We start from the raw sequence: 20,490 nt of genomic DNA on the forward strand, positions 1-20,490 counted from the left end.
TTCTCGAATGACTTTGAGGTGCGCCGACGCTAAGCGGCGGGAGCAATGACAGACCTCTCCAAAATCCGCAATTTCAGCATCATCGCCCACATCGATCACGGCAAGTCGACACTGGCTGACCGGCTGATCCAGTTCACCGGCGGCCTGACCGCGCGCGAGATGTCCGAGCAAGTCCTTGATAACATGGACATCGAGAAGGAGCGCGGGATCACCATCAAGGCGCAGACCGTCCGCCTCAACTACACCGCGAAGGATGGGCAAACCTACCAGCTCAACCTCATGGACACCCCCGGCCACGTCGACTTCGCCTATGAAGTCTCCCGCAGCCTCGCGGCCTGCGAAGGCGCGCTGCTGGTGGTCGATGCCGCGCAGGGCGTCGAGGCCCAGACGCTGGCCAACGTCTATCAATCCATCGAGCACGATCACGAAATCGTCCCCGTTATCAACAAGATCGACCTCCCCGCCGCCGAACCCGACAAGGTCAAGGCCGAGATCGAGGACATCATCGGGCTCGACGCATCGAACGCCGTCCTCGCCAGCGCCAAGTCCGGCATCGGCATCGAGGAAGTGCTCGAAGCCGTGGTCGAGCGCATTCCGCCGCCCAAGGGCCGGATCGACGCGCCGCTGACCGCCAGCCTCGTCGATTCCTGGTACGATCCCTATCTTGGCGTCGTCATCCTTGTGCGCGTGATCGACGGCAAGCTGACCAAAGGCCTCAACATCAAGTTCATGCAGGGCGGAACGCAACACCTTGTCGACCGCGTCGGCTGCTTCACGCCCAAGCGCACCGACCTCCAGGAACTGGGCCCGGGCGAAATCGGCTTTATCACGGCGCAGATCAAGGAAGTCGAACAGGCCCGCGTCGGCGACACCATCACCACGGTGAAGGGCGGAGCGAGCGAGGCGCTGCCGGGCTACAAGGAAGTGCAGCCGGTGGTGTTCTGCGGGCTGTTCCCGGTCGATGCCGCCGATTTCGAGAAGCTGCGCGAGAGCATCGCCAAGCTGCGGCTGAACGATGCCTCCTTCTCCTACGAGATGGAATCGAGCGCGGCACTGGGCTTCGGCTTCCGCTGCGGGTTCCTCGGGCTGTTGCACCTTGAAATCATTCAGGAACGCCTCAGCCGCGAATATGATCTCGATCTGATCACCACCGCGCCCTCGGTGGTCTATCGCGTCCACCTCGGCCATTCCAAAACGGAAGACGCCAAGGTGATCGACATCCACAACCCCGCCGACTGGCCGGATGTGAACCGCATCGAGATGATCGAGGAGCCGTGGATCAAGGCGGTGATCTACACCCCCGACGAATATCTCGGCAGCATCCTCAAGCTGTGTCAGGACCGCCGCGGCATCCAGACCGAACTCACTTATGTCGGCGGTCGCGCACAGGTGACCTACGAACTGCCGCTCAACGAAGTGGTGTTCGATTTCTACGACCGGCTGAAGTCGATCTCGCGCGGCTATGCCAGCTTCGATTACGAACAGATCGGCAGCCGCGAGGGTGACCTCGTGAAGATGAATATCCTCGTCAACAACGAGCCCGTCGACGCGCTGGCGCTGATCGTCCACCGCCACAACGCCGAAGAACGCGGCCGCGGGATGTGCGAACGCCTGAAAGACCTGATCCCGCGCCACCTGTTCAAGATCCCGATCCAGGCCGCGATCGGCGGCAAGGTGATCGCCCGCGAAACCATCGCTGCGCTGCGCAAGGACGTGACCGCGAAGTGTTACGGCGGCGACATTACGCGCAAGAAGAAGCTGCTGGAAAAGCAGAAGAAGGGGAAGGCCAGAATGAGAGAGTACGGGAACGTCTCTATTCCTCAGGAAGCCTTCATCGCCGCTCTACGCATGGGTGAAGAGTAACCTCTCTCATTCTGAGGATGCGAGAGTGAAGCCCCGCGAGAAAGCGAAGCTTACGATCGAGAGGCTGTAACTCCGGTCGGCGGGGCCGCGAAGCGGAACCCGTTCGACGTCATGGCCGCGGCTTTGCCGCGGCTGTCTTTTCTTCCATTCGGGCTGAGCCAGTGTCGCTGTGCGACAGCTTCGCTTCCGAAGCCTCGTTCTTCTTGCTCAAAGAAAGTGCAGTCCTTCGACAAGCTCAGGACGAACGGTTCTAAGTGGCGAACCTTCAATCCTCTCCTGAAGGGAAGGGGTACCACCTAAGGTGGTGGAGGGGCACGCCGACCTTCGCACACATTTTTCACGCGGCGACGCGGAGACGCGGAGAGATGGCAATTCTCTCCTTCCGCAGGCGGGAGAGGGATTGCACCTGCTTGACTTGATCGCCTACGCACAACAGAAAAGTCCGCATGGCTTTCGGCGTTTTCATGCACAAAGACGGGTCGGGCTATGCCGACATTCCCGAGGAGCGCTACCAGTTCCCCAAAATCTACCTCAGCCGCGCAAAACAAATGGTTGGTGACTGGATTGTGTATCGTGAGCCAGTCAAAATTGCACAATCCAAGGGCTTCTTCGCGGTTGCAAAGGTGGAGCGGATCATTCCAGATCCAGACCGAACCGATCATTTTCTAGCACTGATCGAAGAGGGAAGTTACCTCCCTTTCGAGCCTACAGTTCCCCATGTGGTCGACGGGCAGCCGGTTGAGAGGGATTTGGCGAATGCACAAGCAGCAGTGCGCCCGCTGTCCAATTCTGACTTCGCGCGCATCATCGCTCTGGGCCTACCGGATGAGCAAACACTCCCCCGCGTTGGCGACCCTGAGCCCTCAAACCGCGTGTTTGAAGAGCAAACGCCATTCGAAGTCGAGCGCCCACTTGTCCAATCACTCCTAAACCGCCCCTTCCGTGATCGCGCATTCCGTCGCGCTGTGCTCCACGCCTACGACGGACGCTGCGCAGTGACCGGTTGGCGCTTGGTAAACGGGGGAGGGAGGCTTGAAGCTGAGGCCGCCCATATTCGTCCAGTTGAGCATGGTGGACCGGACTCGATCCGCAATGGGCTTGCTCTTTCTGGCACTGCCCATTGGATGTTTGATCGAGGCTTGATTGGGGTGGCCGATAACTACGAAATCATCATTCACCGCAAAGTAAACGACCGAAGCGGCGTTGAAGCGATCATCAATCCCACCGGAAAGCTCATCGCGCCTACGAGGGAGGCGGACCACCCGCATCCGCAGTTCTTGACCTGGCACAGACGCTTTCACGCATTTGCCGCGTGAGGACGGCAAGCCTGGCTCGCCCCTCCACCATCCTGCGGATGGCCCCCTCCCCTCAAGGAGAGGATCATTCCTCCTCCGCCTCTCCGTCCCCGCCTCGTTCCTGAGGGGGAGGGGCCCGCAGTCGGGCAGATTTGGGCCGGGTAGGAAAATCCCGGAGTTTGTCTTGCGATGATTCATCGTGACATCGCGCGGTTAAGTCGTAAGACTATCGCGACTCACAAAAGCGGGGGCTTTTCAATGATCAGGGTGATGCTTGCCGTGCTGGCAGCTTTCGGCATGGCGATGCCGGCTGCGGCACAGAGGAATGACAAGCCGATCGTCGGCATTGCGCAGATGGAAGATCTGACCGGCGCGGCACAGGCGGACAACTTCATCGCCATGATCGAGACCGCGATCATCGGCAGCGGCAAGTTCCGGATCATCGAGCGCGCGCGGCTGGCGACGCTTCTCAAGGAACAGGGGCTGGGCCGCAGCGGCATGGTGACCACCAACACCAAGAAGAAGACCGGCGGGTTCGAAGGGGTCGATTACCTGATCTACGGCACGATCACCTCGATCTCGGCGGTGAACAAGTCGAACCTTGGCGACAATCTGCTGCGCGGGATGCTGGGCGGCGGGAGCCGCAACCCGCAGTCGGAATGCTTCAACACCAAGGTGCGGATGGAAGCCGATATCCGCATCACCGATACCAACACCGGCGAGGTGCGTTACGCCACGCGCATCAGCGAAGAGCAGCAGTCTGCGACCGTGTGCGGCAGCGGCAGCCAGATCGACAGCGCGGCGCTGCTGCGCGCTTCGGCGGACAAGATCGCCACCGGCCTCGTCACCACCATCTTCCCGATCCAGGTTGCCGCGATCCAGGGCGACGGGACGGTGATCCTCAACTACGGTGCCGGCGCGGTTGAGCGCGGGGACTTCCTGATGGTCTATGGCGAGGCGACCGAAATCCCCGATCCCTCGGGCACCGGCACGATCAAGATCGATGGCGAGAAGATCGGCGCGATCCAGATCACCGATGTGCAGACCTCGTTCTCCCGCGCACAGCAGGTGACGCCGTTTGCGGTGCCGCTCTCGGTCGGCACGGTGGCGCGGCCGGTCGAACCGGGGGTGGTCAAGGAAATGATGAAACCCACCAAGAAGAAGCGGTGAGCGCCATGGCCCGGAACACAACGCCGCTCGGCCTCGCCCTCGCTGCCGCGCTGGGCGGCCTGACGCTCGCCGCCGCACCTGCTGCCGCGCAGGACAAGGAGCGGGTCAACGTCGGCACCATCACCTCGACCCAGACTTGCGTCTATTTCCGCAACTATTCGGGCAGCCGGCTCGAATATGGCGAGGATTACTATGCCCGCGTCTGGGGTGCAGCCGCCGCCGCACGCTATTACGCCGCGCACACCACCTGGCGCAGCTGGGTGGTGAAGGACTGCCAGAGCAACTTCCAGACCCTGCGCGCCGCGGTTGAAGGCGCGCTCGCATCCTCCGGGCGGCTGACGACGGGGCGGGGCGGCTACACGCTCGACATCACCATCTCCGACATCGGCGAGACCGGCCCTGCGCGCAACGTGCCGGTGGACGATCCCAACGGCTACTGGACCAGCTGGGGCACCGCCAAGGCGACCGTCTCCTACGTGCTCAAGGATGCCGCTGGCCGCAATGTCGATGGCGGCGTGGTGACCAAGACGATCGAGATGTCGCGCACCATCGACACGCAGGATTTCACCATGCGCGTGTCGGAGCCGGGCGCTTCGGTCTATGACCTGATGCAGCGCGAGGTGGCGCAGATGCTGGCGCGCAAGGTCGCCTTCGGGATCGAGCCGCTGCGCGTCATCGCTGCCGAGGATGACCAGATCGAGCTGAACTACGGCGGCGCGCTGCTGCCCGTCGGCAGCATCATCGACGTGCGCCGCACGCAGGGCCTCGGCATGATCCGTTACCGCGTGGTTTCCGCCTCGGACCGCACCGCGACCGCCGAGGTCGATGGCGACAACGACACCTCCAGCATCGACGTCGGCAACCTCGCCACCTTCATCGAGGACGACAGCGACGCGGCGAGCGCACGGCGGTTCAAGCGGAAGCGGCTGCCTTAGAGGGCGGGGCACCCGCTATGCGTTTTCATCACAGGAATGCTGTGTTACCAAGGCATGGCATTGGGGGTGAATGATGCAGAAGCTCGGGCCTGAAGTCTTCGCCGCATTCGAGCATGACGCCGAGGCGCGCTTCATCGCGAAGCTCGGCAAGGTGCTGCGCGAGGCGGTCCCCGATCTCGCGTCCGAGCCGGAGCCTGCCTTTTCGGCGCAGGTCCGCCTGCTGGTCGAGGAAGCGCGCTCCTACGGCCTCACCACCGAACAGACCATCGGCGCCTTTGCCATCACCGCGGGGCTGCTGGGGACCGATTTCGTCGAGCAGAACCCGGCCGCCAAGGGCATCCTCACCAGCCACGAAGACGAGTTCCGCAAGGCCGAGCTGCTAGAGGAGTTCACCATCAAACTGTTCCGGATCCTGGAACAGTAAATGGGCTGGGGCACCGCCTTCAAGGTCGCCTTCAAGGTCGCATCGACGACGGCCAAGGTTGCGTACGACACCTACAAGGCGGTCACTTACGTTCAGGACAAGGTTGCCGACGCTGCCGTTGCGACGAAGGATGCGGTTGTTGCGGGCGCCGTGGCAACGAAAGACGCAGTGGTTGCCGGAGCAGTGGCGACCAAGGACGCCGCGGTCTGGGCCAAGGACAAGGCTGTCGAGGGGGCTATTGCTGCCAAGGATGCGGCGGTTGCGGGGGCGAAGGCGGTTGGCGCTGCGGTCGAATATGGCGTTGATGCCGCAAAGGTGGGGGCGATCAAGGTCCGGGAAGCGCAGGCAGCGTTCCAGCACGGGCGGAATAACCTCAGCCAATGCAAAGCAGGCAGCTCTGTTGAAGTCTGTCCGCATAAGGTGGCCGAATGTGCTGAACTGGCCGATGCGCGCAACAAGGCAATCTTGTCTGAAGACACATACAACACCAACCCGTCTCAGGCTGACAAGGATAAGCTTCTTGCAGAAACGGGTTATCGCAGGCTTGACCCCGTCAAGGATGCGCAAGAACTTAGGCAGCAGTTGGGCATCCAGAATCCCAAGGAGCTGCTTGCGCCAGATGGCACCGACTTCAGAGCGAATGTCTATGCCAAAGGCGTTGCGCCGAACGTAGAATATGTGGTGGGATACAGAGGCACCCAGACCGGGGCCGACTGGAAGCAGAACCTGATCCAAGGATCAGGTGGCCAAAGCGACTCCTATGATCGCGCCAAGCGATTGGCCAGCATCACCGATGCCCATGCCCAAAAAAATGGTCATGGCTTGTCATTTACCGGTCATTCGCTGGGCGGCGGCATGGCTTCGGCTGCTTCAGCGCATACGGGGCGCTCTGCAAGCACATTTAATGCCGCCGGTCTAAACGCTAACACGGTCGGGGGTAGCTATCCAAATCCTCCGGCACCGACCAAGGCATACTTCACACCGACCGATCCATTGTCAGCATTGCAGGATAATCGTGCACCATTGCTGGCTGGCATAACTGCCGGTGTTTCAGCAATTCCGCTGATCGGACCGATTTTGGCAAGGGGGCTTGGCGGCTGGGTCCTCGGCAATGAAATCGGCGGCACGCCCGTATTGCCCAAAGCCTATGGAGACCGTCGTCCACTACCGTATCCGCCCGGTCGGCATCCACCGGACTTGAGCCTCGACGGGTTTAAGGAAGCGCATGGCATGGGCCTTGTTGTCGAAGGGATTGACGCCCAGAGAAAGAAACTGGGTTGTCAGTGATGAAATGCGAAGCTCAGGGCCAAAAACCTGTTCCAGAATGGTTGCCGCGGTCCTCCTCGGTGCATTGCTGTCGGCAACCGCCTGTTCCCAGAATGCGAGTAACGGCATGACAACGATCCCCCGTGAGGCCTTTCCCGATCCGGTGGTGCATGCTGCCGCACAAGGAATAGCCGAAAAGGATTTTTTGGCGGCGCTTCATGCTGTGGCCGCACAGGGAAAGATCGATTACGTCGGGCCTGATGGCGACACCCTATTGCTGGTCGCCATCATGGCCAACAATCGTGACGCGGTGGAAGCGATTTTGCAGTTGGGGGCGAACCCGAATGTTCCGAAAGATCGCGCCCCAGTTGGTGTGGCGACATCGGTGGCTTCTTTCGAAATCGTGCAGGCGCTGGTTAAGGGTGGCGCTGACGTGAACGGAAAGGTGGAATCAGAGCCTGCAATCTGGCGTGCAGCCCTCAGTAATCGGCGCGATGTCGTTCAGTTGCTCCTCCAGGGCGGGGCGGCCATCGATGCTGTCAATGATGATGGTGAAACACCTGCGGTTGCGGCGGCTCAGGCCGGTCATTTTTCGATGGCCGGTGCATTGATCGCCAGTGGCTCTTCTCCGTTTGTTGTTCCTTCATCAGGAATGACACTGGGCTTCTGGACGCATCGTTCGCGGTTAGCGTCAACCAGTGAGGAAGGCCGTGCCCGTGACCGGCTCGTCCAGGCGTTGAAGGACCGCGGTCACCCGTGGCCGCCGCCCGGACCGGACGAGGTGCTTGCGATGAAGGCAGCGGGCCAGTGGCCCCCGCACCAATAAGCCCCAACAGCTTCACTTCCCATTCACGAACCCCCTCGCTATACCCCGCGCCATGACGCTCAAGCTTTTTACCCGCACCGCCTCCCGCCGTCTCATGGGCGCCGCGCTCGCCGCCGCCACGCTCGCCACGCTTGGTGCCTGTTCGGGCAGCACCGAGGGCAAGGACGTTGCCTATGTCGCGCGCGATGTCGAATCGCTCTATGCCGAGGCGCAGCGGCGGCTTGATCGGGGCAATACGCTTCAGGCCGCTGCGCTGTTCGACGAGGTCGAGCGCCAGCATCCCTATTCGCCCTGGGCGCGCCGGGCGCAGCTGATGAGCGCCTTCAGCTATTACATCGCCCGCGATTACAACAAGGCGATCCAGAACGCGCAGCGGTTCCTGTCGATCCATCCGGGCAACAAGGATGCGCCTTACGCCTATTACCTGATCGCGCTCAGCTATTACGAGCAGATCAGCGATGTGAACCGCGACCAGAAGATCACCGAGCAGGCGCAGACCGCGCTGCGCGAGGTCAATCGCCGCTTTCCCCAGACCGAATATGCCGCTGATGCGCGGCTCAAGCTCGATCTGGTGAACGATCACCTTGCGGGCAAGGAGATGGAGATCGGCCGCCATTACCAGCGCATGGGCCTGTGGCTCGCGGCCGATATGCGATTCCGCAACGTCGTGGAAAAGTTCGACACCACCAGCCACACGCCCGAGGCGCTCTATCGCCTGACCGAAAGCAGCCTTGCGCTCGGTGTCCCGAACGAAGCGGTGAAGTATGCCGCAGTGCTCGGCGCGAACTACCCCGGAACCGACTGGTACGAACGCGCCTACAAGCTGGTGGGCAAGCACGCAGAGGGCGTGACCGCTTCGTAACCGGCCTGCCGCAGCGCCATCGGCAGCAAGGCTGATGGCCGCTGGTCCCGCAGGGGACGCCACAATGCCCTCGGCGCAGCAAGGGAAATTGGAACACCATGACCGGTTTCGACATCGCGCAGGAACGCCGCATGGCCCGCCTGAAACGCCGCGTGCAGCGGTTGTTCGGGGCGTGGGGCGTGTTTTTCCGCGGCTTTCTGGAACATCCGGTGATGGTCGGCTCGATCATCCCCTCCTCGCGCTACACCATCCGCGCGATGCTTGCGCCGGTGGACTGGGACCAGTGCAGGCTGTTTGTCGAATATGGCCCCGGCGTCGGCACCTTCTGCCAGCCCGTGCTCGACCGGTTGCGGCGCGATGGCACGCTGATCGTGATCGACACCAACCCGCTGTTCATCGACTATCTGAGGCGCACCATCACCGACAGCCGCTTTATCGCGGTGCATGGCTCGGCCGAGGATGTCGAGGCGATTGTCCGCGCCCATGGCCATGAACAGGCCGATTATGTGCTGTCGGGACTGCCGTTCTCGACCTTGCCGGATGGCGTGGGCCTGCGCATTGCCGCAGCCACCCACCGGGTGATCCGGCCCGGCGGAGCGTTTCTGACCTACCAGTTCAGCAAGGTCGCCCGCGATCTCACCGCGCAGTTCTTCGACCGGGTGGATGACGGCTTCGAATGGCTCAACATTCTGCCCTGCCGCCTTGCGTGGGGCTGGAAGAAGAAGCAGTAAACCATCGTGGATTGCCCGCCGGTTGAGGCGTGACGCGGGCGGGCGTGTGCGCTATCTGTTCCGCCGCCTATGCTGACCCGCCTGTCGATCCGCAACATCGTCCTCATCGAAGCGCTCGATCTCGATTTCGCGCGCGGGCTGGGTGTGCTGACGGGTGAGACAGGGGCGGGCAAATCGATCCTGCTCGATGCGCTGGGCCTGATTCTGGGGGACCGCGCCGAAAGCAGCCTGGTGCGCGCTGGCGAGGACAAGGCGTCGGTCACCGCCAGTTTCGAATTCGCCGCGCTACCGCCCGCCATCGCCGCCGCGCTCGACGAGGCGGAGATCGCCATCGAGCCGGGCGAGCCGCTGATGATCCGGCGGCAGGTCAAGGCGGACGGGGGCTCCAAGGCCTTCATCAATGATCAGCCCGCCAGCGTCGCCCTGCTGCGCGAACTCGCGCCCGCGCTGGTCGAATTGCACGGCCAGCACGATGATCGCGGGCTGGTGAACCCGCGCGGGCATCGCCTGCTGCTCGATCGCTATGCCGGCACCGATGTCGCGGGGCTTGAGCGGGCCTATGCCGCATGGGCGCGGGCCGAGGCGCAGCTGGCCGAGGCGCGCGATGCGGTGGAGCAGGCCAAGGCCGATCAGGACCTGCTGATCGCCCATCTGGCCGAGCTTTCCGCGCTCGAACCGCAGGCGGGCGAGGAAGCGCGCCTCGCGCTGACCCGGGCCGATATGCAGAAGGGCGAAAAGCTCTCCGCCGATCTCGAAGCGCTGCGCCACCTGTGGGACGGATCGGACTCGCCGCTGGCCTCGCTCAGGGTGGCGGCGCGCAAGCTGGACCGGATCGCCGAACAGCACCCGCTGCTCACCGAGGCGCTCGCCGCGCTTGACCGGGCAGTGATCGAGGCGAGCGAGGCGGAGGACAAGCTGCGCCTTGCCGCCGAGGCGCTGGTGCATGATCCGCACGAGTTGGAGCGCGCCGAAACCCGCCTGTTCGAACTGCGCGCCGCCGCCCGCAAGCACCGCTGCGAGGTCGATGACCTGCCCGATCTTGCGCGCACGATGCGCAGCCGGCTCGACGCGATCGAGGGCGGGGAGGCGCAACTCGATGCGCTGGAGGCCGCCGCGAGGGAGGCGCGCAAGGCCTATGTCACTGCGGCCGAGGCGGCCCACGCAGCGCGGCTGGCAGGCGCGGCAAAGCTCGACGCGGCGGTCGCGGCAGAGCTGGCGCCGCTGAAGCTGGATGCGGCAAAGTTCCGCACTGCGGTCACCCCGCTGCCGGAAGACCGCTGGAACGCGGCAGGCATGGATGCGGTGGAGTTCCTCATCTCCACCAACCCCGGCGCGGATTTTGCGCCTTTGAACAAGATCGCGAGCGGCGGGGAATTGTCGCGCTTCATCCTCGCCCTGAAGGTCGCGCTGGCGGAGAAGGGCGGGGCCGCGACGATCATTTTCGACGAGATCGACCGCGGCGTGGGCGGGGCGGTTGCCTCTGCCATCGGCGAGCGGCTGGCGCGGCTGGCATCGCGCGAAGGGCAATTGCTGGCGGTGACGCACAGCCCGCAGGTCGCGGCGCGGGGCGGTCAGCACTACTTCATCGCCAAGGCTTCGACCGGCACGGTGACGCGCACCAGCGTGGTGCTGCTCGACCATGCCGGGCGGCAGGAGGAAATCGCCCGGATGCTGTCGGGCGCCGAAGTGACGCCCGAGGCGCGCGCCCAGGCGGACCGGCTGCTGGAGGGGGTGTGAGAGTCTTTCTCCCGCTGGGCCTTCTTGCTGTGGTCGCCTGCACTCCTGCCAAGCCTGCACCCGAGGAGGCGTCTCCCATGGCCCAGCCCAATCATGCCACCTACGGCACCGATGCCAACCTCGCCGCGTCCGCTCCGCAAGCGATCCTGCGCTATGCCGATCATCCACGCGGGTTTGCCGAACTCAGGCTCCCCGAAGGTGCCAAAGAAGGAGGGGGCCCGTTCCCGCTGGCGGTTATCTATCATGGCGGATGCTGGAAGACCGGCATCGCCTCGCAGGCCTACATGGCCCCGCTCGCCACGCGCTGGCAGGAACTCGGCATCGCCACGCTCAATGTCGATTACCGCGAGGTCGGCGATGGCGGCGGTTGGCCGGGGTCGTTCGAGGACTGGGTGGCTTCGGCGAGGCTGATTGACGAAGTTGCGGCGCGTTATCCCATTGACCGCTCCCGTGTCACGCTGGTCGGCCATTCGGCAGGCGCGCTTCCGGCGCAGTGGCTTGCCCGCGCTGACGGGGCCGACGGGCCGTTGGGCGTGCGTGCGGCCACGGCGGTGGCAGGGGCGATCGTGCTCGACGGGCCGGGCGATGTCGGGGCCGAGCGGGCGGCGTTCGATGCGCTGTGCCAGTTTTCCGCTGTCGATCCCTTTATCGGCGGCGAGCCCCAGCGATTCCCCGAACGCTACACCGCGATTTCGCCCTCGACCATTGCCCCGCAGCTGGCGCAGTTGCTGTTCGTGCAGGCGAGGCTGCCGTCGCCGTCCACTGTCACGCTGCAAGCGCTCGGGCGGGGCGGGGCGCGGGTCAGCGTGCGCGAAAATCCGGGCGCGAGCCATTTTGCCATCATCACCCCCGGCAACCCCCTCTACACCGCGAACGAGCCGGCGATGCTGGCTGTGCTGAAGGGCGAATGAGTTTTTCCATGACCGACGTTGCCTCTCTTTCCGAAGCCGAAGCCGCCAACGAGCTGATGCGGCTGGCCCGCGCCATCGCCAAGCATGACCGGCTCTACCACGCCGAGGATTCGCCGGAGATTTCCGACGCCGAGTATGATGCGCTGGTGCGCCGCAATGCCGCGCTGGAGGAGGCCTTCCCGCACCTCGTCCGCGAGGACAGCCCGTCGCGCAAGGTCGGCCATGCGGTCGCGGCCTCGCCGCTGGGAAAGGTCACGCACGAGGTTCGGATGATGAGCCTCGACAATGCCTTCAGCCCTGAGGAGGTCGAGGAGTGGCTGGCGCGGATGCGGCGCTTCCTCAACCTGCCCGAAGGTGAGCTGCTGGCGTTGACGGCCGAGGACAAGATCGACGGGCTGTCGTGCAGCCTGCGTTACGAAAACGGCAAGCTGGTGCGCGCTGCCACCCGCGGTGACGGACAGGTGGGCGAGGATGTGACGGCGAACGTGCAGTTCATCGATGACATTCCCAAAGACCTCCGTTCGTCTCGAGCGCAGTCGAGAGACCTGTTCGGCGACGGCGTCTCGACTACGCTCGACGCGAACGGGACCTGGGATGGCCCCGCCATCTTCGAGGTGCGCGGGGAGGTCTATATGGAAAAACAGTCCTTTACCGCACTCAATGCTGCGCAGCATGAAGCAGGCGGCAAGCTGTTTGCCAACCCGCGGAATGCGGCGGCGGGATCGCTCCGGCAAAAGGATGCGGGCGTCACCGCCAGGCGCCCGCTGCGGTTCTGGGCGCACGGCTGGGGCGCGGCTTCCGCCGTGCCGGGGGCGACCCAGACCGAGGTGGTCGAGGCCTTGCGGGAATGGGGTTTCCCGGTCTCGCCGCTGTTCACCCGCATCGAGGGCGGCGCGGCTGAGCTGGTCGCGCATTTCGATGCCATTGGGCGGGCGCGGCCGGGCCTCGCCTATGATATTGACGGGGTGGTCTACAAGCTTGACCGGCTCGACTGGCAGGAGCGGCTGGGCTTCGTTGCCAAGGCCCCGCGCTGGGCGCTGGCACACAAGTTCCCCGCCGAACGCGCCGAGACAGTGGTGGAGGCGATCGATATTCAGGTCGGCCGCACCGGCAAGCTGACGCCGGTGGGCAGGCTCGCGCCGGTGCTGGTCGGCGGGGTGACGGTGACCAACGTCACGCTCCACAACCGCGACGAGATTGCGCGGCTCGGCCTTCGCGTCGGGGACCGTGTGGTGATCCAGCGTGCGGGCGACGTGATCCCGCAGGTGGTCGAGAACCTTACGCGGGAGGAGGAGCGGCCTGCATTCCCGTTCCCCGATCACTGCCCCGAATGCGGCAGCGAGGCGGTGGCCGAGGAAGGCGAGGTCGATGTGCGCTGCACCGGCGGCCTCATCTGCCCCGCACAGCGCACCCAGCGGCTGGAACACTTCGTCAGCCGCAAGGCGCTCGATATCGAGGGGTTGGGGGAGAAGACGATCGCCCAGTTCTTCGCGCTTGGCTGGCTGGAGAGTCCGGCGGATATCTTCCGCCTGCGCCAGCGGCGGAGCGATATCCTCGGGCTTGAAGGTTGGCAGGACAAGTCTGTGGACAACCTGTTGGCCGCGATCGAAGCCAAGCGCACGCCCGATGCCGCACGGCTGCTGTTCGCGCTCGGCATCCGCCACGTGGGCGAGGTGACGGCGCGCGATCTGATGAAGCACCTCCACGAGCTTCCGGCGCTGCGGGCGCTGGCCGAACGTGCCTATGCGGGCGATAGCGATGCTATCGGCGAGATCACCGCCATCGACGGCATCGGGCCTTCGGTGGTCGAGGCGCTCGGCGATTTCTTCCACGAACCGCACAATGTCGCCGTGTGGGAGGACCTGCTCGGCGAGGTCACCCCGCCGCGTTACGAGGTCAAGACCATCGCCAGCCGCGTGGCGGGCAAGACCGTTGTGTTCACCGGCAAGCTGGAGACCATGAGCCGCGACGAGGCCAAGGCGCAGGCCGAACGGCTGGGCGCGAAGGCGGCGGGCAGCGTGTCGGCGAAAACCGATCTGCTGGTCGCCGGGCCGGGGGCAGGGTCCAAGCTGAAGAAGGCTGCCGAGCTCGGGATCGAGACGATGGACGAGGCCGGGTGGGCGGCGATTGTGGCCGAGGCGCTGGGGGGTTCGGGGGGCGGCGGTTGATGGACCTGCTGCGCGAACTCCATCCGCAGGCGGTGCGCATTGGCGCGCTGCTGCGGGAGCGGGGCGAGAAGGTCGCAGTCGCCGACGGGGCGACCGGCGGCCTCATCGCGGCGAGCCTGCTGACGGTGCCGGGCGCGCTCGATTTCTTCGTGGGCGGCGGGGTGGTTTATTCCTTCCGCGCCCGCGACGTTTTGTTCGCGCTCCCGCGGGAGGCCTACAAGGGGATGCGCGGGGCCTCGGAGGATTATGCGCTGCTTCAGGCTCGCGCCATCGCTGCCAATTTCGCAGGGGATTGGGGGCTGGCCGAAAGCGGCTCGGTTGGCGGATCGACGCATCCCAGCGGCGCGCCTGCGGGCCGCAGCGTCGCGGCGCTGGCCGGCCCTGCGGGGGAGCACACCCGCATGATCGAAACCGCCAGCGACGATCGCATTGCCAACATGGCCGCCTTCACCCGCAACGCGCTGGCACTGCTTGAGGATGCGCTCTCGACCTAGCGCATCCGCCGTCGCCGCAGCCACAGGATCGCCCAGTCGCCGCGCTGGAGCCTTGCGGCCATGCGGAAACCGGCGAGACGCATGGCGCGCTTGACAGCTTCCTCCTGCTCGCCCGCCAGCAATCCGGCCAGCAACAGACTGCCGCCCGGCACCACGGCCTTGCCGAAATCGGGCGCAAGTTCGACCAGCGGCCCTGCAAGAATATTGGCGATCAGCAGGTCGTAAGGCCCGCGCACACGCAGCAGCGGATCGTCCATCCCGTCCGCCACGATCATCACCGCCTCGCCCGGCTTGGGGCCGAGTGCGATGCCGTTGAGCGCGGCGTTCTCCTCGACCACCGGCACGCAGACCGGATCGATATCGGTCAGCGTGACAGCCGCACGCGGCCACAGGGCGAGGGCGGCAAAGCCGAGCAGGCCCGTGCCGGTGCCGATATCGGCGATGTTGCGCGCCACCATCCCGCTCGCCCTCATGTGGCCGAGCATTTCCAGACAGCCCGCAGTGGTGCGATGCTGGCCGGTGCCAAACGCCTGGCTGGCGGGGATGATGAAGTCGATCGCGTCCGGATCGGCCGGATAGTCCGGCGTGTGCACATGGAAGGCCCCTGCACGGATCGGCGCGACATTGTGCTGGCTCAGCGTCACCCAGTCGGCAGGCGGCAGTTCCTCGATGGTGATCGCGGGGGCCTTCCCTGCGAACAGCCCGGCGAGCGCGGCTTTCTCTGCCTTGCCGGGCTTCCTTGGGAACCAGCCTTCCAGCACCCAGTCATCCGGGCGGTCCTCGGCCACCTCGCGCCCGGCGATGACGAGTTCGTAATCCCAGTCGTCGATGGCGTCATGCGCCAGCAGCGCCGCCTGCACTTGCGGCTTGGGGGCGTGGAGCGACAGCTTCCACGTGGTGTTACCGGACAAAGCTGGCTCCGTTGGCGTCGATCACTGCGCCGGTCATGCTGGCGGGCGCGTCGAGCGCGCAGAAGGTGATGATGCTGGCGATCTCGTCCGGCGTGGCCACCCGTCCAAGCGGAATGTCGGCCAGCAGCCCCGGCCCGCCGCGGCTGGCGAGGTAATCGCCCGCCATGCTGGTATCGGTAAAGCCGGGGGTGACGGCAAAGCTCAAAATCCCGTCCTTTGCATAGGCGCGGGCGATGGTCTTGTGCATCCCGATCATCCCGCTTTTGGCCGCGGCATAGTGCCAGTGCGCGGGGGAATCGCCGCGATAGGCGGCGCGGCTCGCCACGTGCACCAGCCGTCCGGCAAAGCCGCGCTGTTGCCAGTGCAGCACCGCCAGCCGCGACAATTGCGCCGCCGCGGTGAGGTTGACCCGGAGCGTATCCTCCCACGCATCGAGCCATTCGATGTCCGAACGGTCGAGCCGGTTGGCCTCGAACCGCCCGGCATTGTTGACCACCACATCGATTTCGCCGCCCGCCAGTTCCAGCGCCGCTTCCCACAGCGATTGCGCGGCGAGCGGATTGCCGAAATCGGCGGCAATGATCGGGGCTGCGCCCTCTGACGGGGCTTGCGGGCGGGTGGCATGGCCGATCACCGGCACGCCGCGCGCGCCCAGTGCCTCAAGCGCCGCCCTGCCAATTCCGCGGCTTGATCCGGTTACAAGAATGTGTCCCATGCAATCGCCTATCCAGAAATTTGCAAGCTGTGTCCACTGCTCGCCGCTTGCCTCGCACGGCAAGGACGCTAAGTGGAGTGGCTCTGACAGGGACCAGACGGGATCACAATGAACCAAAGACCGCTTTCTCCCCATTTGCAGGTGTGGCGCTGGGGGCCGCACATGCTGATTTCGATCCTTCACCGCGCCACGGGCGACGGGATGGCACTGGTCGGCCTTGCCGTGCTGGTGTGGTGGCTGGGGGCGCTGGCCAGCGGGCCGGAAGCCTATGGCACCTTCCAGTCGATCATGGGGTCGCCGCTGGGCATGGTGGTGCTGGTCGGCCTGTCGTGGGCGTTCTTCACCCACATGATGAGCGGGCTTCGCCACTTCGTGCTGGATATCGGCGCGGGTTACGAGCTGAAGACCAACCGCATGTGGTCGATCGCATCACCGATCATCGCTGTTGTTCTCACCGCGGGCTTCTGGGCCCTGATGCTGCTGGCTTGAGGGAGCGGAACCATGGGTAACGGAACTTCCATCGGCCGCGTGCGCGGTCTTGGTTCGGCGCATGAAGGCGCGCATCACTGGCTGGTGCAGCGCACCACCGCGATCGGCAATCTGGTGCTGATGAGCTGGCTTTTGGTCAGCTTCGTCATGCTCGGCGATTTCGGCCATGCCAGCGTTTCGAAGTGGCTCTCGCAGCCGGTCTCGGCGGTGCCGATGATGCTGCTGGTGATCAGCCTGTTCTGGCACGCACGGCTCGGCCTGCAGGTGGTGATCGAGGATTACGTCCACGACACCGGCAGCAAATTCGCCGCGCTTGCGGCACTCAATCTTGCAACTATCGGCGGCGGCGCTTTCGCGATTTTCAGCGTTGCCGCACTCGCATTCGGAGGTCAGGCCTGATGGCTACCGCAGAAGCAAGCGCACCCGGCCTCAAGGGCGCTTACAAGATTATCGATCACACCTATGACGTCGTTGTGGTGGGCGCCGGCGGATCGGGCCTGCGTGCCACCATGGGTTCGGCCGAAGCGGGCCTGCGCACGGCCTGCATCACCAAGGTCTTCCCGACCCGTTCGCACACGGTCGCAGCGCAGGGCGGGATCGCCGCCAGCCTCGGCAACAACTCGCCCGACCACTGGACCTGGCACATGTACGACACCGTCAAGGGGTCGGACTGGCTGGGCGATCAGGACGCGATCGAATATCTCGCGCGCGAGGCGCCTGCGGCGGTCTATGAGCTGGAGCACGCGGGCGTGCCCTTCAGCCGCAATGCCGATGGCACGATCTACCAGCGCCCCTTCGGCGGCCACATGCAGAACATGGGCGCCGGCCCGCCGGTGCAGCGCACCTGCGCCGCTGCCGACCGCACCGGCCACGCGATGCTGCACGCGCTCTACCAGCAGTCGCTGAAGTATGATGCGGACTTCTTCATCGAGTATTTCGCGCTCGATCTGATCATGTCGGATGAAGGCGGCGAGAAGAAGTGCGTCGGCGTGATGGCGATGTGCCTTGATGACGGCACGATCCACCGCTTCCGCGCCCAGTCGGTGGTGCTGGCGACCGGCGGTTATGGCCGCTGCTACTACACTGCCACCTCGGCCCACACCTGCACCGGCGACGGCGGCGGGATGGTGCTGCGCGCCGGGCTGCCGCTGCAGGACATGGAGTTCGTGCAGTTCCACCCGACCGGCATCTACGGCGCGGGCGTGCTGATCACGGAAGGCGCGCGCGGCGAGGGTGGCTATCTCACCAACTCGGAAGGCGAGCGCTTCATGGAGCGTTACGCGCCCTCCGCGAAGGATCTGGCAAGCCGCGACGTGGTGAGCCGCTCGATGGCGCTCGAAATGCGCGAAGGGCGCGGGGTCGGGCCGGAGGGCGATCACATCTACCTCCACCTCGATCACATCGATCCCAATGTGCTGGCCCAGCGCCTGCCCGGCATCACCGAAAGCGGCAAGATCTTCGCCGGCGTCGATCTCACCCGCCAGCCGCTGCCCGTCACCCCGACGGTGCATTACAACATGGGCGGCATTCCGTGTAACTATCACGGGCAGGTCGTCACCATGGGGCCGGACGGCAACCCCGATCACGTGATCCCCGGCCTTTATGCCGTGGGCGAGGCGGCGTGCGTTTCGGTGCACGGGGCCAACCGCCTCGGCTCGAACTCGCTGATCGACCTCGTGGTGTTCGGCCGTGCGACCGGCCACCACCTGCGCGACAATCTGAAGCCCAATGCCAAGCAGCCCGAACTGCCCGCCGACAGTGCGGATTTCGCGCTGACCCGTCTGGATCACTTCCGCTATGCGCAAGGCGGATCGCCCACCGCGCAGATCCGCGCGGAAATGCAGAAGGCGATGCAGAAGCACTGCGCCGTGTTCCGCGACCAGAAGCTGATGGACGAAGGCGTGGCCAAGCTGGCCGAGCAGAACAAGCGGATGGAAGACATCCACGTCACCGACAAGTCGCTGATCTGGAACAGCGACCTGATCGAGACGCTGGAACTCGACAACCTCATGTCGCAGGCCAACGTGACCATGGCGAGCGCCGCCAACCGCAAGGAAAGCCGCGGCGCCCACGCGCACGAGGACTACCCCGATCGCAACGATGCCGAGTGGATGAAGCACACCATCGCCTGGTTCGACGGCTGGGGCGGTCGCGGCTCGAACAGCCGGATCGATTACCGTCCGGTCCACGAATACACGCTGACCGACGACATCAAGTACATCGAGCCCAAGGCGCGGGTGTATTGATGGGTGCGGCGCCCCCTCTCGGGAAGAGAGGGGGCGCCGGTCACGGGTTATTCGCAGGCGGCAATCAGCTTTTCCAAGGTATCGACTTTTCGCTCTTTGGGATCAATCTTGTCGAAGCCGGCAACGACTGCATTTATGCATTCTGGCCGGCTCTTCACTGATTGCGTTTCGCGATTTGCGATGCCTTCAGACAGGCTTTGCGCCGCGACTCCTGTCGAGAAGCTTTTGCCGAGTTTGAGGCTTGCACCAGTGTCCGCACCGGCCTTTCCGTCGACTTTGCCACTGAATGTCCCGAAGACCGAAAGCGCGTCGTTTCTACCCAACGATGAACCGTTCTGCTGCGGGATCAACTTAAGAAATTCACCGGTCAGGTTCTTGAGTTTGTCCTTGTCCTGATTCAGCGTTTCGCGTGTCGCTTCAACCGCTTCGCTAGCGGCGGAACTTTCGCCTTTGCTCCTTTGGAGTTCGTCTTCAATTTGCTTCTTCTTAATAATCCGTTCGGCTTCCGAAAATTCGGCTCCCTCATCATTCTGCGTTGTCGATAACCGCTCAAATTCTTTCTTTGCCTCTTCGGCCACGCTCACGTCTGATCGCGCCTTCGCCTCGCGCGACAAAGCAGCGGAGTAACTGTTCGCAGTTCTAACCATCTTGTCACTGAGTGCATTCGCATCGTCGGCCAATTGCTTGATCCTGCTCTTGTCATTTTCGGTCAGCGATTCACTTCGACCCGTGATTATTGCAATGTCTTTGAGATGTTTGGCGCAAACTTTCATCATCTCCAAGGACTCACCTTTGCATGTCCGAGCCACTGCGACCGGGACATAGGCGGCATCGGTTGCATCAAACCCAATCATCAGTTTAGCCCCGGGCGTCTCGGCAGAGCCGCTCTCGACGTTGACGCCAACTTTCACTGTCGACACATAAACCAGTGGCACCTGATCGACCGAGGAGCATCCGGCCAGTGCCACCGATGCTGCTCCCAAAACCGTCACAATAAAACTCTGTTTCATTTCGACCCCCCTGTGCTGCAAATCTGTCCTTCCGGGACCACCCCGGCGAGTATGGCGGCGAGTTCGCTGACCGTTGCCGCGTCCGGTTCGAACAGGACGATGCGGCATTCGTCTGCGCTGCCCAGCGCCACGACTGTTTCGTCCGCATAGCCCAGCGTCACACCGTTGCGGCCCGGAACCAGGCCGAGGCCGCGGCTGCGATAGGCGATCATCGCGTCCCCGGCTTCGGGCGCGATTGTCAGCACGCCGGGATAGACGCGGGTGACCTGAGCCGGGCCGTCGATCCTGACGATGGTGCAGCCCGACAGCCCGACAGCGCCGATCACGCCCGCAAGCGCCCAGGCGGCCCGTCGCCATTGGCCAGTAAGCTGCATTGCCGATTGCCCCCAATCGCCTTGCCGCGAGTATGGGAAAACCCGCGGACAGGCTGATGATGA

General features: G+C 64.3%; 20 protein-coding genes. 16 read left to right on the top strand and 4 right to left on the bottom strand.

Annotated features, from left to right (window positions below; genetic code table 11):
* Window positions 1–45: 45 nt before the first annotated feature.
* The 13 genes from lepA (at window position 46) to ACU0AG_RS04000 (ending at window position 14,682) form a co-directional block, all read left to right on the top strand.
* Window positions 46–1,863: a translation elongation factor 4 gene (gene lepA / locus ACU0AG_RS03940; RefSeq protein ID WP_482780958.1), complete on the top strand. Its 1,818-nt coding sequence runs from the start codon at window positions 46–48 to the stop codon at window positions 1,861–1,863.
* A gap of 446 nt (window positions 1,864–2,309) precedes the next feature.
* Entirely contained in the window at window positions 2,310–3,179 is an 870-nt protein-coding gene (locus tag ACU0AG_RS03945) for an HNH endonuclease (protein ID WP_482780959.1), read from the top strand.
* Between the two features lie 237 nt (window positions 3,180–3,416).
* Window positions 3,417–4,328 (top strand): CsgG/HfaB family protein, encoded by a 912-nt coding sequence (locus ACU0AG_RS03950; RefSeq protein ID WP_482780960.1) that lies wholly within the window; start codon window positions 3,417–3,419, stop codon window positions 4,326–4,328.
* Window positions 4,329–4,333: 5 nt separating this feature from the next.
* Window positions 4,334–5,263, top strand: a complete 930-nt coding sequence (locus ACU0AG_RS03955; protein ID WP_482780961.1) for a hypothetical protein — start codon at window positions 4,334–4,336, stop codon at window positions 5,261–5,263.
* 70 nt (window positions 5,264–5,333) lie between these two features.
* On the top strand, window positions 5,334–5,687 hold the full coding sequence (locus ACU0AG_RS03960; RefSeq protein WP_482780962.1) for a hypothetical protein: 354 nt from the start codon (window positions 5,334–5,336) through the stop codon (window positions 5,685–5,687).
* Window positions 5,688–6,974, top strand: coding sequence for a Tle-like phospholipase domain-containing protein (locus ACU0AG_RS03965; protein ID WP_482780963.1), 1,287 nt, complete (start codon window positions 5,688–5,690; stop codon window positions 6,972–6,974).
* Complete coding sequence (locus ACU0AG_RS03970; protein WP_482780964.1) at window positions 6,913–7,779, top strand: ankyrin repeat domain-containing protein; 867 nt, start codon at window positions 6,913–6,915, stop codon at window positions 7,777–7,779. Before ACU0AG_RS03965 ends, ACU0AG_RS03970 begins: the two co-directional genes overlap by 62 nt.
* A gap of 52 nt (window positions 7,780–7,831) precedes the next feature.
* Window positions 7,832–8,641 carry an outer membrane protein assembly factor BamD gene (locus tag ACU0AG_RS03975; RefSeq protein ID WP_482780965.1) on the top strand — a complete coding sequence of 270 codons (810 nt, stop codon included), beginning with the start codon at window positions 7,832–7,834 and terminating at the stop codon, window positions 8,639–8,641.
* Between the two features lie 98 nt (window positions 8,642–8,739).
* The gene (locus ACU0AG_RS03980) at window positions 8,740–9,372 is read left to right on the top strand and encodes a class I SAM-dependent methyltransferase (RefSeq protein ID WP_482780966.1); all 633 of its coding nucleotides are present in this window, start codon (window positions 8,740–8,742) and stop codon (window positions 9,370–9,372) included.
* 69 nt (window positions 9,373–9,441) lie between these two features.
* Window positions 9,442–11,109, top strand: a complete 1,668-nt coding sequence (gene recN / locus ACU0AG_RS03985) for a DNA repair protein RecN (protein WP_482780967.1) — start codon at window positions 9,442–9,444, stop codon at window positions 11,107–11,109.
* A gap of 77 nt (window positions 11,110–11,186) precedes the next feature.
* The gene (locus ACU0AG_RS03990; protein ID WP_482780968.1) at window positions 11,187–12,020 is read left to right on the top strand and encodes an alpha/beta hydrolase family protein; all 834 of its coding nucleotides are present in this window, start codon (window positions 11,187–11,189) and stop codon (window positions 12,018–12,020) included.
* Window positions 12,021–12,028: 8 nt separating this feature from the next.
* Entirely contained in the window at window positions 12,029–14,188 is a 2,160-nt protein-coding gene (ligA, locus tag ACU0AG_RS03995; protein WP_482780969.1) for an NAD-dependent DNA ligase LigA, read from the top strand.
* Window positions 14,188–14,682 (top strand): CinA family protein, encoded by a 495-nt coding sequence (locus ACU0AG_RS04000; protein ID WP_482780970.1) that lies wholly within the window; start codon window positions 14,188–14,190, stop codon window positions 14,680–14,682. The genes ligA and ACU0AG_RS04000 overlap by 1 nt, the downstream gene beginning before the upstream one ends.
* Here ACU0AG_RS04000 and ACU0AG_RS04005 read toward each other — a convergent pair.
* Window positions 14,679–15,593: a 50S ribosomal protein L11 methyltransferase gene (locus ACU0AG_RS04005; protein WP_482780971.1), complete on the bottom strand. Its 915-nt coding sequence runs from the start codon at window positions 15,591–15,593 to the stop codon at window positions 14,679–14,681. The two genes, ACU0AG_RS04000 and ACU0AG_RS04005, sit on opposite strands and share 4 nt — an antisense overlap.
* Window positions 15,583–16,308 (bottom strand): SDR family NAD(P)-dependent oxidoreductase, encoded by a 726-nt coding sequence (locus ACU0AG_RS04010; protein WP_482780972.1) that lies wholly within the window; start codon window positions 16,306–16,308, stop codon window positions 15,583–15,585. The genes ACU0AG_RS04005 and ACU0AG_RS04010 overlap by 11 nt, the downstream gene beginning before the upstream one ends.
* Window positions 16,309–16,416: 108 nt before the next feature.
* Between ACU0AG_RS04010 and sdhC the strand changes: the two genes are divergently transcribed.
* Genes sdhC through sdhA form a run of 3 tightly spaced genes read left to right on the top strand, consistent with a single transcriptional unit; the run spans window position 16,417 to window position 19,043 of the window.
* Window positions 16,417–16,797 carry a succinate dehydrogenase, cytochrome b556 subunit gene (sdhC, locus tag ACU0AG_RS04015; RefSeq protein ID WP_482780973.1) on the top strand — a complete coding sequence of 127 codons (381 nt, stop codon included), beginning with the start codon at window positions 16,417–16,419 and terminating at the stop codon, window positions 16,795–16,797.
* 12 nt (window positions 16,798–16,809) lie between these two features.
* A complete protein-coding gene (gene sdhD / locus ACU0AG_RS04020) occupies window positions 16,810–17,196 on the top strand; it encodes a succinate dehydrogenase, hydrophobic membrane anchor protein (RefSeq protein ID WP_482780974.1) in 387 nt (128 codons plus the stop codon).
* Window positions 17,196–19,043 carry a succinate dehydrogenase flavoprotein subunit gene (sdhA, locus tag ACU0AG_RS04025; RefSeq protein ID WP_482780975.1) on the top strand — a complete coding sequence of 616 codons (1,848 nt, stop codon included), beginning with the start codon at window positions 17,196–17,198 and terminating at the stop codon, window positions 19,041–19,043. The genes sdhD and sdhA overlap by 1 nt, the downstream gene beginning before the upstream one ends.
* A gap of 47 nt (window positions 19,044–19,090) precedes the next feature.
* Here the strand turns inward: sdhA and ACU0AG_RS04030 are convergent, their stop codons facing one another.
* Both ACU0AG_RS04030 and ACU0AG_RS04035 read right to left on the bottom strand, forming a co-directional pair.
* Window positions 19,091–20,053 (bottom strand): hypothetical protein, encoded by a 963-nt coding sequence (locus ACU0AG_RS04030; RefSeq protein WP_482780976.1) that lies wholly within the window; start codon window positions 20,051–20,053, stop codon window positions 19,091–19,093.
* Entirely contained in the window at window positions 20,050–20,427 is a 378-nt protein-coding gene (locus ACU0AG_RS04035) for a hypothetical protein (RefSeq protein ID WP_482780977.1), read from the bottom strand. Before ACU0AG_RS04035 ends, ACU0AG_RS04030 begins: the two co-directional genes overlap by 4 nt.
* Window positions 20,428–20,490: the final 63 nt, after the last annotated feature.

The sequence above is a fragment of the Erythrobacter sp. RANMB8 genome, from assembly GCF_056848235.1.